Source organism: Streptomyces sp. NPDC057280, from assembly GCF_042668605.1.
In the GTDB taxonomy this organism is placed as follows: domain Bacteria; phylum Actinomycetota; class Actinomycetes; order Streptomycetales; family Streptomycetaceae; genus Streptomyces.
Genome location: NZ_JBHUYR010000003.1, coordinates 367,047 through 380,576, shown reverse-complemented (window position 1 = coordinate 380,576; position 13,530 = coordinate 367,047). Strand labels below are relative to the sequence as shown.

General features: G+C 71.9%; 8 protein-coding genes. 3 read left to right on the top strand and 5 right to left on the bottom strand.

The annotated features are described in order from the left end of the window. Positions 1 to 3: 3 nt before the first annotated feature. Positions 4 to 906, bottom strand: coding sequence for a serine/threonine-protein kinase (locus ACFUO4_RS20260; protein ID WP_383486501.1), 903 nt, complete (start codon positions 904 to 906; stop codon positions 4 to 6). 243 nt (positions 907 to 1,149) lie between these two features. Between ACFUO4_RS20260 and ACFUO4_RS20255 the strand changes: the two genes are divergently transcribed. Beyond that, a complete protein-coding gene (locus ACFUO4_RS20255; protein ID WP_128112338.1) occupies positions 1,150 to 1,569 on the top strand; it encodes a hypothetical protein in 420 nt (139 codons plus the stop codon). A gap of 148 nt (positions 1,570 to 1,717) precedes the next feature. On the opposite strand, the gene ACFUO4_RS20250 is transcribed toward ACFUO4_RS20255, so the two are convergent. From ACFUO4_RS20250 to ACFUO4_RS20240, 3 genes are all read right to left on the bottom strand, one after another. Then, a complete protein-coding gene (locus ACFUO4_RS20250) occupies positions 1,718 to 3,337 on the bottom strand; it encodes a serine/threonine-protein kinase (protein ID WP_383486498.1) in 1,620 nt (539 codons plus the stop codon). A gap of 142 nt (positions 3,338 to 3,479) precedes the next feature. Then, positions 3,480 to 6,473, bottom strand: coding sequence for a protein kinase (locus ACFUO4_RS20245; protein WP_383486495.1), 2,994 nt, complete (start codon positions 6,471 to 6,473; stop codon positions 3,480 to 3,482). Between the two features lie 175 nt (positions 6,474 to 6,648). Continuing rightward, a complete protein-coding gene (locus ACFUO4_RS20240; protein ID WP_383486492.1) occupies positions 6,649 to 8,766 on the bottom strand; it encodes a serine/threonine-protein kinase in 2,118 nt (705 codons plus the stop codon). A 353-nt stretch (positions 8,767 to 9,119) separates the two neighbouring features. On the opposite strand from ACFUO4_RS20240, the gene ACFUO4_RS20235 reads away from it, so the two are divergent. Then, positions 9,120 to 10,163, top strand: coding sequence for a serine hydrolase domain-containing protein (locus ACFUO4_RS20235; protein ID WP_383486489.1), 1,044 nt, complete (start codon positions 9,120 to 9,122; stop codon positions 10,161 to 10,163). Positions 10,164 to 10,280: 117 nt separating this feature from the next. Here ACFUO4_RS20235 and ACFUO4_RS20230 read toward each other — a convergent pair whose 3' ends face one another. Then, entirely contained in the window at positions 10,281 to 11,987 is a 1,707-nt protein-coding gene (locus ACFUO4_RS20230; RefSeq protein ID WP_383486486.1) for a glycerol-3-phosphate dehydrogenase/oxidase, read from the bottom strand. A gap of 310 nt (positions 11,988 to 12,297) precedes the next feature. On the opposite strand from ACFUO4_RS20230, the gene ACFUO4_RS20225 reads away from it, so the two are divergent. Continuing rightward, positions 12,298 to 13,509 (top strand): nucleotide sugar dehydrogenase, encoded by a 1,212-nt coding sequence (locus ACFUO4_RS20225; protein WP_383486483.1) that lies wholly within the window; start codon positions 12,298 to 12,300, stop codon positions 13,507 to 13,509. The last annotated feature ends 21 nt before the right edge of the window (positions 13,510 to 13,530 follow it).

Here is a 13,530-nt window from a genome sequence, read left to right as displayed (position 1 = left end):
CTGTCACGGGCGTCGACGCGCGCGCAGCACCGCCGTCAGCGCACCCCGCAGCGAACGCCGCTCGACGCTCGGCATCTGCCCCGTCTCCAGGAAGGTCCGCAGCATCCGCTCCGCCGACTCCGCGTCCAGCCGCCGCTCCGGATCACGCTCCAGCAGCCCCCGTACGACGGGCAGCAGCGGCGCGGCCTGCGCGGGCAGCCGGATCTCCCCGGCGACCACGGCATGCAGCACCCCGCCCAACGAGTCCCGCCGGAAGGGTGATTCACCACTGACGGCCGTGCACAGCAGCGCGCCCAGCGACCACAGGTCGGACGCGGGGCCGGTGGCGAGCCCGGACATCCGCTCCGGCGCGGTGTACTCCGGCGAGCCGACGAAGGAGTCGAGGTCGGTGAGGGTGGTGGCGCCCGCGACCTGCGCCACGCCGAAGTCGGTGAGTACGACCCGGCCGTCGTCGGCGATCAGCACGTTCGCCGGTTTGATGTCCCGGTGCAGCACACCCGCCGCGTGCGCCGCCCGCAACGCGCCGAGCAGGGCGACACCGATCCGCGCTGCCTCGGCGGCGTCGACGGGCCCGCGCGCGGCGATCCGGTCGGCGAGGGAGGCGCCGTCGATCAACTCCATGACGAGAAAGGGACGTTCATCCTCCTCGACGACGTCATGCACGACGACGATGTGCGGATGCCGGAGCTGCGCGACCGCCCGGGCCTCACGCAGGGTCCGGTCACGCCAACGCCGGGCCTCCCCCTCCGGCAGCGTCTCGTCGAGCGCCAGCTCCTTCACCGCGACACGCCGCCCGAGCAGCTGATCGGTGGCCCGCCAGACAACTCCCATCCCACCACGCCCGAGCCGCACCTCCAGGCGATAACGCCCCGCTACGACACGGAAGTTGTCCCCCTGGGTCCCCATGAGCCCCATGATGCCCCGCCGGACTGACACCTTCCGGGGCGCTGACCGGCCAAGTTGCCTTCACGGGGCCCAGCGCGTTGCCTAGCTCCAGCTCACCCGCGTTCAACAGTACCTATTTTCAGCCATTCCCGGTTTCCAAATGGATAGAAAACGTTGCAAATCATCGCGACATACACCGACATCATATAAACGGTGACTGAAATTATACTGTCAAGTGAATCATGGAAGCCTTACTGTCCCCCCATGGGAAACACATGGAAGCGCCTTTCCGTCACGAGTTTCGCGGCGGTGGCCATATTCGCCATGACCACAGTGACAAACGCCAGTGCGGCGAGTGGCGTCGCCGCGTGCTCCACAAATGGCGCCTCGGGAAGCATGACCTTTACCAACTGGTCAAACAACCATGTCGACATAAGCGGCTGGGTCAAGGACAACGCTGCCGATGGCCACCACGTGGCCATTCGGCTTGTATCCACCGATGGCAGCAGCGCTGTAGAGTACAAGTGGCCTTGGCGTCACGAATACGACGGAAATGGATCGACGCTCTCCTTTACCACCTACGCAAACAACAGCGACGGCATGCTCCGCTTTGTCGGGGTGCGTGTGGCGGTTATGGAAGGTGATCAGATAGTCGACAGTCGGGTCTGCACCGACTGGGCCTGAGCACCGCACAACAACCCAGGGCGCCTCGACAGACTGTTTCGGCGCAGCTGCCATACCGAGTTCGGCCGAATCTGTCCGTCGAGTCGAGCGGAGTCAAGGAGCCGGTCACTGACTGGCTCCTCCTTCTCGCCGGCCAAGTTGGGGCGGGTCAGGAGTGGTTCGGCTGCCAGCTCCGCAGCACGGTGGTGAACCGCTTGCTGGTGGCGTCCCAGTCGGCAGCCGGCGAGGCGGTGTAGAGGGCGTACTCGACACTGTCAGACGTCATGTACGCCACGTCCAGCGCGCGGTACGGCCCGGAGAAGGGCGAGTCCTTCGCCAGCTGTGTCCAGGTGTACTCCCAACGGACACTCGGCTGGTCGCGGTAGATCTCCCGCCTCATGCTCAGCGTCGTGAAGTCCTTGAGCCGCCTTTGGTTATCCGTCTCCAGCTGACTCATGTGGCGATAGGAGTCGGTGTAGTCCGGAGCGGTGTCGACGGCGACGCGCACGAGGGTCCTGCCGTTGTCGGGCGAGTAGTCGACCTGCGCCAGACCGTCCTTCTCCTCGATGGAGACCGTCCGGTCCCAGCCTTTGGGCAGGTACAGGCTGAAGCCCAGGGCGTCGTCGTACCTCTCCCAACCGGCGGGAATCGCCCCCTGAGCACCCTTCGTCGGGGAAGGGGTCGGAGTCGGAGTCGGGCTCTCGCTCGCCGAGGAGGAGGGACGGCCCGAGTTCCACTGCTGCAACGCGACCGCACCACCCCCGCCGACGATCGCCGCGAGCGCCACGACCAGGGCGAACGTACGCAGCCGGTGACGCTTGCGCGGGACGGGAGCGCCCGGGACCGGAGTCGTCATGGGCGGATACGGCGTAGCGGCGGCCGTCTGGACGTTACGGGTTCCGGTGCCGGCGGTGCCCGTCTCCGGCGCGTACCGCACAGGCCCCGTCGGCACATACACCTGCGCCGCACTCGCCCGCCGTCCCTCCGCCACCTCGGCGAGCATCTGCTCGGCCTCGGCGGCGCTGGGCCGTTCGGCCGGCTCCTTGCGCAGCAGTGCCGTCAGGACAGGCCCCAACGCCCCGGCGTTCACCGGCTGGGCGGGCTCTTCCTCGACGACCGCCTGCATCGTGCCGAGCGGGGAGGTGCGGCGGAACGGTGAGCGACCCTCCACCGCCGTGTACAGCGTCGCGCCCAACGCCCACAGGTCGGAGGCCGGGCCCGGGTCGTGGCCCCGCACCCGCTCCGGGGCGAGGTAGTCCACGGAACCCACGACCTCGCCGGTGCGCGTGATCGTCGTATCGCCCTCGATCTGGGCGATGCCGAAGTCGGTGAGCAGGACACGCCGGTCGTGGGAGAGCAGGACGTTGCCCGGCTTCACATCCCGGTGCAGGACCCCGGCGTCGTGCGCGGCGCGCAGCGCGCGCAGCACCCACAGGCCGATCCGGGCCGCCTCGGCGGGCTCGATGCGCCCGTCCGCCTTCACCGCGTCGGCGAGCGAACGGCCCTCGACCAGCTCCATCACGATCCACGGGCGGGCGTCGTGGTCGAGGACGTCATGCACGGTGACGACCGCGGAGTGGTTGATCCTCGCCGCCGCCCGGGCCTCGGCTCGGGTGCGGTGGAGCAGGCGCTCCTGGTCGCTCTCGGAGACGTAGAGGGCGGCGGTCAGCTCTTTGATGGCGACAGCCCGGTGCAACACCTCGTCGTGGGCCCGCCACACGCGGCCCATGCCGCCGCTGCCGATGGTGTCGGCAAGCCGGTAGCGGCCCGCGATGAGCAGGCCCTGCATCTGATTCACGTTGCCCCGCAATGGTCTTGACAGGGTCAGCGTAAGGACCGGTCCCCACGCAGGGAACCACGGGGGGACCAAGGAGACAGCACTGTGACAGTTGTCGCTTTCACCAGCGGGAAGCAACCGTCACCGAGTGCGCTCAGCCCGTCACCTCGTACGTCGCCGACGCCTGCTCGTACAGCCGGGTGACCTCGTCCCGCTCCGCTTCCGGACCGCGCACCTGCACCACGTGGTACTTCCCGCCGACGAGGATCGCCAGATTCCGCACGAACAGCTCACGTCCCGCGCTGTCCGTCCAGGTGAACTGCCCCTCGGCCATGGTCCGTCCGCCCACCGAGATCGTCTTCAGCCCGGAGGCGCTGGCCCAGCTGGAGTCGCGGTACGGCTGCAGCTCGCGCTCGTCCTCCCGCTGGTACGCCATGGGGTCCTCGCCGTACTCGTCCGCGCTGTCCCGTCCGGGTACGAGGATCAGGTCGAAGTCGCCGTGGGAGTACACGACCTGACCGCGGCCGTTCTTCGGCGTCCGGTCCCAGCCGTCGGCCACGGCGACGCGGAAACCGGCGGCGTCCGAGCGCAGGGTGAAGCCGTCGGCGACGTCGGGATCGTTGGACTGCGGTTCGGGCGGGCTGCTGTTGCCGTCCGCCTCGGGCGTGGTCTGCTCGGGCCGTGGCTCGCTGCTGGCGTCCTGCTTCGGCGCCTCGCTCACCTCACCCGCCGAGCCGGTCCGGTCGGTCCCGCCCGTTCCGCCGGCGCCGTCCTTCGAGTCGGACTTCGGCATGAACAGCATCGCGTACGCGATCGCCCCCGCCATCAGCAGCAGCACGAGCAGCAGCAGCGTGCGGCCGAGCCTGCGCGGGGACGCCTCCTCCTGCCGGGCGGCCTTGGCCCGCTTGTGCCGCCCGTGCGCGCTGGTCACGGGCAGCCCGGCGCGCCGCCTGCGCACCAGCTCGCCCCGCCGCCGCACGATGGGCAGCCGGTTGCCCTCGACGGGCGGCGCGGCGACGACGTACGTGCCCGCCTCCGGCTCCGGCGCCGAGCGCACGAGCGAGCGCAGCCAGCCCCGCAGCTCCTCGAAGTCCAGCCGCTCGGTGGGGTCCTGACGCAGCAGCGACTCCACGACCGGCCGCAGCGGCCCGCACTCCTCGGCGAAGGCCGGCGGCTCGGCGCACACCATCTGCACCAGCTCGGCGGTCGACTCCTCCGGGTACGGCGCATGCCCCTGCACGGCCCGGAACAGCAGCGCACCGAGCGCCCACAGATCGGTCGCGGGGCCGATCGGCGCGGCCAGCTGCCAGTTCTCGTGCACCGGCCCGGCCTGCTCGGGCGCCCATCGCTCGGTCACCGGCCCGACGACGGCCATCCTGGCCTGCCGCGCCCGCTCGGCGGCGAGCGCGGTGGCGGGGCCGCGGGGCGCGGGCGCGGCGGCGGCGAGTTCGTCCCAACGGCCGGGGGCAGGTGCCGGGTTGGGCACGGCCGGCACACTTCCGGCCGACGGCAGTGCGGCGGTACGTCCTTCCGGCCCGCCATCCCAATGGCCGGGGGCGGGCGCCGGGTTCGGTACGGACGGCCCGGTCCCGGCCGACGGCAATGCGGCGGTACGTCCTTCTGACCCACCTTCCCAATGGCTGGGGGCAGGCGCCGGGTTCGGTACGGACGGCCCGGTCCCGGCCGACGGCAATGCGGCCGTACGTCCTTCCGACCCGGCCGGCAGCGCCCTGCCGCCACCGCCACCGGGAGCGGCCCCGTGCCAGGAGTCGGTCCGGACGCCGTAGGGGTCGACGATCTGTCCCGGAGGTGCGGCACCGGACCGCCGTTGCTCGTCGCGGCCGGGCGCAACGGTGCCGCCGAGCGGTCCGGAGGCGGGCACCGCCCACCCCGCCTCACCGGGACGCGTGCCACCGGACGCGCCCTGGGCGCCGCGACTCGGCCCGTACGGCGGTGTCGGCCCGCCCTCGACCCCGGCACCGGTCGCGGGGCCCGCCTCCGGCGAGGGCCGGGCTCCGGGCAGCGCGGCGTGGCCATTCTGCTGGGCTTCCTGGACGCGGGCGGCGGCCCGGGCGCCCGCGCGATACGCGGCGATCGCTCCTGCCCGCGCGGCCCGGACATCCCCGCCGGTCGGCTCCACGGCCCGGCGCGCGACCGTGCCCGGCCCACCGGCGCCGTTCGCCGTCTCACCGCCGAGTCCCGGCAGCCCACCGGCCTCCCGAGCCTCGATGGCGGCCCGTCGTGCGGCCTCGGGGTCCATGGAGCTCGCGGGTCCGGCGGGCCCGGTGAGCCCACCGACACCGGGGCCTGCGCTCACGCCCCCCGGCCCACTGAACGTCCCCGGCACCCCCCGCACACCTGACGCACCCTGCGGACCGGGCTCCCGCCCGTCACCGCCGAACCGCCCACCGCCGACTCCCGGCGCACCTCCCGCGCCCCCGGCGAATCCCGGCGCACCCCCACCGACTCCCGGCGCGCCCCCCGCGCCCCCGGCCCCGCCGCTCCCGTCACCCTCCGGAGCCGGCACCGGGTCGTAGCCGCACAGCGCCTCCTCCGCCGCGCCGACCGCGAGCCCGGTCAGCATCACGCGGCCGTCGTCGCAGACGAGGACGGTACGGGCGGTGATGTTCCGGTGCACCCAGCCGTGCGCGTGCAGCACCCGCAGGGCCATCAGCACGTCGGAGGCGACCTCGGCCGCCCGGTACGGCGTCAGCGGCTTCTCCGCGAGCAGCGCCGCGAGCGGGCGCGCGGCCACCAACTCACTCACTATCCACAGCGACCCGCCCTCGGCGAACACGTCGAAGACCTGGTCGAGCCGCGGATGGTCGGGTATCGCGGCGGCAGCCTGCGCGGCCTCGACGGCCCGCCGCACGGCCGGATCGGTGGGCCGACGGGTGCTGGTCCGCGCCGCGGCACCCCCCCGCCGAACTCCCCTGTCGCGCGGGTCCCTTGCCGTGAAACCGTCGGGCAGCCCCTCGGCGTCGAGCACCTCCGCCTCGACGACCTCGGGCAACGGAACCTGCCTGACCAGGACTTCCTGCCCGCTGTAGGTGTCGAAGGCCCGGGTCTCGGTGAGTTCGTACTCGTCGGAGGGGGGCAGCGGCAGGCGGTAGCGGTCGGCGAGTACCCGTCCCGCATAGTCGTCCACGTTGCCTCCCCCGGCAGCCCGGTCGGTCAATTCCGTTCGCCTCGCGTGCCGTTCCGTACCCATACCTGGATGCGTACGGTCCGCAAGCACTCACGATACGTGCCGGAGGCAACCCGCAAAGAGGGGATGCCAGATCTCATGTCCGAAACGCGGGACCGGTCACCGCGCGGTCACTTCACGCCTTCGGCTGGAACGTCTTCGCGAGCGTCTGCCAGGTGTCCTTGCGCAGCTCGCTGCCCCAATTAGCGGCTTTCGCCGTGTACATCAGCGCATATCCGAGATGGTCGTTGACGACGAAACCCCGGTCGACGGTCCGGTACTTCGTGCCGCCCTCGCTGTAGGTGAACTCCCAGTCGGCCGCGAGCCAGCCCCGGTAGTCCACCTTCGCTATTCGGACCCGGTCGTACTGGGAGCGCACCATGTACTGCTCCTGGTTCCGCCAGTCCGCCACCGGGTCACCCTTCGGCGTCGACGTCCAGGCGACCAGCAGCTTCTGCCCGTCGGGGCCGGTGAACCGGTCCCCCGCAGAACTCGAGGTCTGGAACTTCCACCCCTTGGGCAGCCCGATCGAGTACCCCTGACCGCCGTTGTACGTCTTCACCGCGGTGCCGCCGTCGCCGCCGGAACCGCCCGCCTCGCTGCCGCCGGTCGCGGTGGGGCTGTTGCTCGGCGTGCTCCCGGACGGGGTCCCGGCCTCCGCCGACTGGCTCGCCCGTCCGTCCGCCCGGTCGCCGCCATCGCCCTTGTCCTCCTTGGTGGAGGGACTCGCGCTCGCGCCGGCGGAAGGCTTGGCACCGCCGCCGCCCGCGGAGTCGTCGGACGAGCCGTCGCCGCCACCGAGCGTGAGGGCCAGCACGACCGCGACCACGGCGAGGACCACGACCACCGCGATGATCACCAACGTCCGCCGCGGCACCACATCGGTGAGCGGCGCCCTCGGCACCGGCCGCGGAGGAAGATCCGGCGGCGTCATCACGGGCCACCCCGAACTCCGCCCCCCGCCGACCGAGTTGCCCCCCGGACCCGCGGCACCCGCCGCCCCGGAACCACCGGCCCCGGAACCACCCACGCCGACCGACCCGGACCCCGCGACAACGCCCGAACCAGAGCCCGCACCGGCACCCGAGCCCGAAGCCGCACCGCCACCGGAAGCCGCCCCACCGACGACACCAGCCGCACCACCACCGGAAGCCGACCCACCGGCGACACCGGCAGCACCGCCACCGGAAACCGCCTCGGCCCCCGAACCGCCCTTGCCCGCCCCGGACTTGGCCCGAGAAGCCGCAGCCGTGCCGACCGCCCCCGCCGCCACCGCGGCCTTGCGCACCGAACGCAGCGCTCCGCGCAGCCGCTCCCCGCCTTCACCCCGGTCGGGTTGCGCAGGCAGCGGCACGACCTTCGTCGCGTCCGGCGCCGGCACGGGCTCTTCCGGCTTCCGCTCGGGCGCGTGGATCACGGCGTTGAGCATCACGCGGGCACCCGCGTCGTCGAGCCGCTTGTCGGGGTCCTTGGTGAGCAGCCCGTAGATGACGTCCTTCAGCGGACCCGCGTTCTTCGGCTCCTCCAGCGGCTCGGTCATCACCGCGGTGAGCGTCGCGATCGCGGACCCCTTGTCGTACGGCGGCACACCCTCCACCGCCGCGTACAGCAGTCCGCCCAGCGACCACAGGTCGGCCGCGGGCCCCGGCTTGTGCCCACGGGCACGCTCCGGGGAGATGTAGGAGGGCGCGCCGACGAGCATGCCGGTCGAGGTGATGGACGGGTCGCCCTCGACCTGCGCGATGCCGAAGTCGGTGAGCACGACCCGGCCGTCCTCGGAGATCAGCACGTTGGACGGCTTCACGTCCCGGTGCAGGATGCCCTGGCGGTGCGCCGAGCGCAGCACGTCGAGCACCGCGAGCCCGACCTCCGCCGCCCGCTTCGGCTCCAGCAGGCCGTCCTCGCGGATGACCTCGGCGAGCGACTTGCCCTCGACGAGCTCCATCACGATCCACGGCCGGTCGTCCTCGTCGACCACGTCGAAGACCGTCACCGCGCTGTTGTTGCGGATCCGCGCGATCGCCTTGGCCTCCCGCAGCGTGCGCGTGATCAGCCGGCGCTTCTCCTCCTCGTCGATGTTGGAGGGGAACCGCAGTTCCTTCACGGCGACGATCCGGCCCAGGGTCTCGTCCTCGGCCCGCCACACCGTGCCCATGCCGCCGCGGCCGAGCACTGCTCCCAACCGGTACCGCCCGGCGAGGAGACGTTCGCTCTTGTCCTGACGGGATGCCCCCGCCCGCTCCGCCTCCGACATGCGTCCCCTCATACAACCCGCCCTGACAGAGCCTCCATTGTCCCTCACCCGACAAGTGCCCAACGCCCAGGGTGCCTCTGACGACAAGCCGACCATCAGGGCGACCGAACCCTCACAGCGCGTGGCGGTCACGCGCCCCAAAGGCACCCCAAAGCCACCTCAAAGGCCCACCGCACCCGCCTCGCGCCCCCACGTCCGGGACCGCCCGACGCCGAGTTTCAGCCACCCTGGATGATGGGCCGCGCCACCGGAGGAACCCGCCACACCGAACAGCAGGAACCCACCAGGCCGAACAGCAGGAACCCGCCACACCGAACAGCAGGTGCCCCCCGCGCCGGACAGGAGGACCCGCCGTGCCACCGTTTCGGACACTGCTGGCCGTACCTGTGTCCTTGGTGCTCCTCGCCCTGGCCCCGGCCGCCTCCTCCGCCCCCGCCACTCCCCCGACGGACACGGTCCTCCCCCTGCTGCTCACCAGGGGCGAAGCGCCGGCCGCCGCCCTGCTGGCCCGTGAGGAGACGGAGACGCACTACGCCGAGACCGGGTCCGGCATCGCCCGCGCCGACCACTTCCGCGCGGGCAGCATCACGAAGACCTTCATCGCGACCGTGATCCTCCAACTGGCCGCGGAGCACCGGCTGTCCCTGTCCGACACCATCGACCAACACCTGCCCGGCCTGGTGCGCGGAGCCGGCAACGACGGCCGCGCGCTGACCCTGCGCGCCCTGCTCACCCACACCAGCGGCCTGTACGACTTCACCGCGGACACCCGTGGCCTGGTCCCCCTGTCCCCTCGTCAGGCCGTACGCCTCGCCGTCTCCCACCCTCCGGGCGGCCGCGGCCGTTACCTCTACTCGAACACCGACTACGTCGTCCTCGGCATGGTGATCAAGCAGGTCACCGGGCGCTCCTACGCCGTCGAGGCCGAGCGTCGCATCCTCACTCCGCTGCGCCTGACCGGCACCTCCTTCCCTGGTTCCCGAGCTTCTCTCCCCTCCCCGCACGGCCGCGCCCACGCGACCGACGGCACCGATGTCACCGAGCTCGACCCGCGGGTGGCCGGGGCCGCGGGCGAGCTGGTGACCACGCTCGCCGACCTGGACCGCTTCTACGGCGCGCTCCTGGGCGGTCGGCTGCTGCCCCCGCACTGGCTGCGCGAGATGCTCGACACCCGCGCCGCACACGGCCTGTACGGCATGGGGCTGTTTCCGGTGAAGCTGCCGTGCGGCACGACGGTGTGGGGGCACAACGGCCGTATCACCGGCAGCTATGTGCGCACCGCGGCCACCGTCGACGGACGTCGCGTCCTCACCTTCCGGGTGAACACGACCGCGATCGCAGACCCCGGCCTCGAACCGGCCCTGCTCGCCGCCGAGTTCTGCCCCCGCACCCCGTAGAACGCCCGGGTCCCGAACGAAGATCCCGCCTCACGACACCCGTTCGAGTGAAGTCGAGCCCACCGACAAGGCCCCTGCCGCCAAGGCCCCACAGACGAGGCCCCGCCACCAAGGTCCCTACAACGGCACGATGTCCGGCGCCCCCAACCGCGCCGCGTCCGCCGTCAGGTCGTCCGGCTGCCGTTGCGACTCCCGCTCGGCCTCCACTCGCTTCTCGTAGTGCTCGACCTCGCGCTCGATCTGGTCCTTGTCCCAGCCCAGCACCGGCGCCATCAGCTCCGCGGCCTCGCGGGCGCTGCGGGTGCCCCGGTCGAAGGTCTCGATGGAGATGCGGGTCCGCCGGGTCAGCACGTCGTCCAGATGCCGCGCCCCCTCGTGCGAGGCGGCGTACACGACCTCGGCGCGCAGATAGTCGTCGGCCGCCTGCAACGGCTCGCCCAGCGACGGGTCCTGAGCGATGAGCTCCAGAACCTCCTCGGCCAGTGAGCCGAATCGGTTCAGCAGGTGTTCCACCCGCACCACGTGCAGCCCCGTCCGCGCGGCGATCCGCGCTCGCGCGTTCCACAGCGCCCGGTACCCCTCGGCGCCCAGCAGCGGCACGTCCTCGGTGACGCACTCCGCGACCCGCAGATCGAGTCCGTGCACCGCCTCGTCCACCGCGTCCTTGGCCATGACCCGGTACGTCGTGTACTTGCCGCCCGCCACCACGACCAGCCCCGGCACGGGATGCGCCACGGTGTGCTCACGGGACAGCTTGCTCGTGGCGTCCGACTCGCCGGCCAGCAGCGGCCTGAGGCCCGCGTAGACGCCCTGCACGTCGTCGCGCGTCAGCGGCACCGCGAGCACCGAGTTCACATGCTCCAGCAGATAGTCGATGTCCGCGCTGGACGCGGCCGGGTGCGCCTTGTCGAGGTCCCAGTCGGTGTCCGTGGTGCCGACGATCCAGTGCCGGCCCCACGGGATGACGAACAGCACGGACTTCTCGGTGCGCAGGATCAGCCCGGACGTGGAGTGGATGCGGTCCTTGGGCACCACGAGGTGGATGCCTTTGGAGGCACGGACGTGGAACTGCCCGCGCTCGCCCACCATGGCCTGGGTGTCGTCGGTCCACACACCCGTGGCGTTGACGACCTGCTTGGCGCGGATCTCGTACTCCCCGCCGGCCTCGACGTCCTGCACGCGCGCCCCGACGACCCGCTCGCCCTCGCGCAGGAACCCCGTCACGCGCGCGCGGTTGGCGACCGTCGCCCCGTACGCCGCCGCCGTACGCACGAGCGTGGCGACGAAGCGGGCGTCGTCCATCTGGGCGTCGTAGTACTGAAGGGCCCCGACCAGGGCGTCCTTCTTCAACGCGGGAGCCACGCGCAGGGCGTGACGGCGGCTCAGGTGACGGTGCATCGGCAGGCCGCGTCCGTGTCCGCGCGCCATCGACATCGTGTCGTAGAGGGCGACGCCCGAGCCCGCGTACAGCCGCTCCCAGCCCTTGTGCTGGAGCGGATAGAGGAAGGCCACCGGCTTCACCAGGTGCGGGGCGAGCCGCTCCAGCAGCAGGCCGCGCTCCTTCAGCGCCTCGCGGACGAGGGCGAAGTCGAGCATCTCCAGATAGCGCAGACCGCCGTGGATGAGCTTGCTGGACCTGCTCGAGGTGCCCGACGCCCAGTCACGCGCCTCGACCAGGCCGACGGACAGCCCGCGCGTGACCGCGTCGAGGGCGGTTCCGGCACCGACCACACCGCCGCCCACCACCAGTAGGTCCAGCTCGCGCTCGGCCATGGCGGCGAGCGCCTCGGCTCGCTGCGCCGGCCCCAGTGTCGCTGTCCTCACCGCTGCCTCCCGCTGTCGGTCACGCCGGTCTCACCCCTGAGGAGTGACCCGGTCCGTATCCCCCATGCCCAAATTCTGACCGGCTTGCCCGACTTCAGCCACCAGTCGCCCCCAGCCTGTGGACAACTTCCACGACGCGTAGGCCAAAGCTCCAGGAACGGCCGGGAGACACACGGAATCAATCCCGTATTTCGGTCATATTTACTCCTAGTCTGACATTGCGCTCGTCCATCCTGTCCACCGGACTTGCGCACCTGTCCCCCTTCGACTAACCCGCGCTCTCTCGGCTCTGGGAAGGACGGTCCACGCCATGCCCGCAGATCTCGCCGTCATCGGACTCGGCCCCTACGGACTCCCCCTCGCCCAGGCGGCCGTGGCCGCCGGAATCCCCACGCTCGGTTACCGCACCGGCCCCGAGGCCGGCTCGCTCAGCCCCGCCGAACTGCGCCGGATGCTCTCGGGGGGCTTCCGGCCGGCCACCTCGCCCGCCGAGCTCGGCCGGGTGCGTACGGCGGTCATCTGCGCGCCCACCCCGCGCGGCGCGGACGGCGGCCTGGACCTCACGCAGGTGGAGGGCGCGGCCCGCACCCTCGCCGCGCACCTGCGCCCGCACACCACCGTCATCCTGGAGTCGCCGGTCCCGCCGGGCACCACCGAGGGCTTCCTGCGCCGGCTCCTCGAAGAGGGTTCGCGCCTGCGCGCGGGCCGCGACTTCCATCTCGCGTACTCGCCCAGCCGGGTCGATCCGGGCAACCGCGACTTCACCCCGGCCAACACCCCCAAGGTGATCGGCGGTCTGACCCCGGCCTGCACCGAGTCCGCGGCCGCGTTCTACTCGCGCCTCACCGACAAGGTGGTACGCGCGCGTGGACCGCGCGAGGCGGAGACGGTCCAGCTCCTGGAGACCAACTTCCGGCACGTCAACATCGCCCTCGTCAACGAGATGGCCGTCCTCTGCCACGACCTCGGCGTCGACCTGTGGGACGTGGTCCGCTGCGCGGAGACCAAGCCCTTCGGCTTCCAGGCCTTCCGCCCCGGGCCCGGAGTCGGCGGCCACTCGGTCCCTCAGGACCTCGCCGGCGCGCCCGCCGGCCGCGGCCTGCGCATGGTGGAGCTCGCCCAGCAGGTCAACAGCCAGATGCCGCGCTACGTCGTCCAGCGCGCCGCCACCCTCCTCAACGAGCACGGCAAGTCCGCGCGCGGCGCCCGCGTCCTGCTCCTGGGCGTGACGTACAAGCCCGACCTCGCCGACCAGCAGGCCACTCCCGCGCGCGAGATCGCGGTACGGCTGATGGAACTCGGTGCCTCGGTCAGCTACCACGATCCGCACGTCCCCTCCTGGAACGTCCTGGACCGCCCGGTCCCCCGTGCGGACTCCTTCTACGAGGCCGCCGCCGACGCGGACCTGACGATCCTGCTCCAGCACCACCGCACGTACGACCTCCAGGGCCTGTCGGTGAAGGCACAGCTCCTGCTGGACACCCGGGGCGCCACCCCGACCGGAGCCGCACACCGCCTCTGATCCAGTACCGCCCGCACGCGA

Bases quoted from the DNA above. Each gene is read 5' to 3' on its own strand.
- ACFUO4_RS20240 (WP_383486492.1), bottom strand. From the start codon at position 8,766: ATGTCGGAGGCGGAGCGGGCGGGGGCATCCCGTCAGGACAAGAGCGAA.
- ACFUO4_RS20260 (WP_383486501.1), bottom strand. From the start codon at position 906: ATGGGGACCCAGGGGGACAACTTCCGTGTCGTAGCGGGGCGTTATCGC.
- ACFUO4_RS20225 (WP_383486483.1), top strand. From the start codon at position 12,298: ATGCCCGCAGATCTCGCCGTCATCGGACTCGGCCCCTACGGACTCCCC.
- ACFUO4_RS20250 (WP_383486498.1), bottom strand. From the start codon at position 3,337: ATGCAGGGCCTGCTCATCGCGGGCCGCTACCGGCTTGCCGACACCATC.
- ACFUO4_RS20255 (WP_128112338.1), top strand. From the start codon at position 1,150: ATGGGAAACACATGGAAGCGCCTTTCCGTCACGAGTTTCGCGGCGGTG.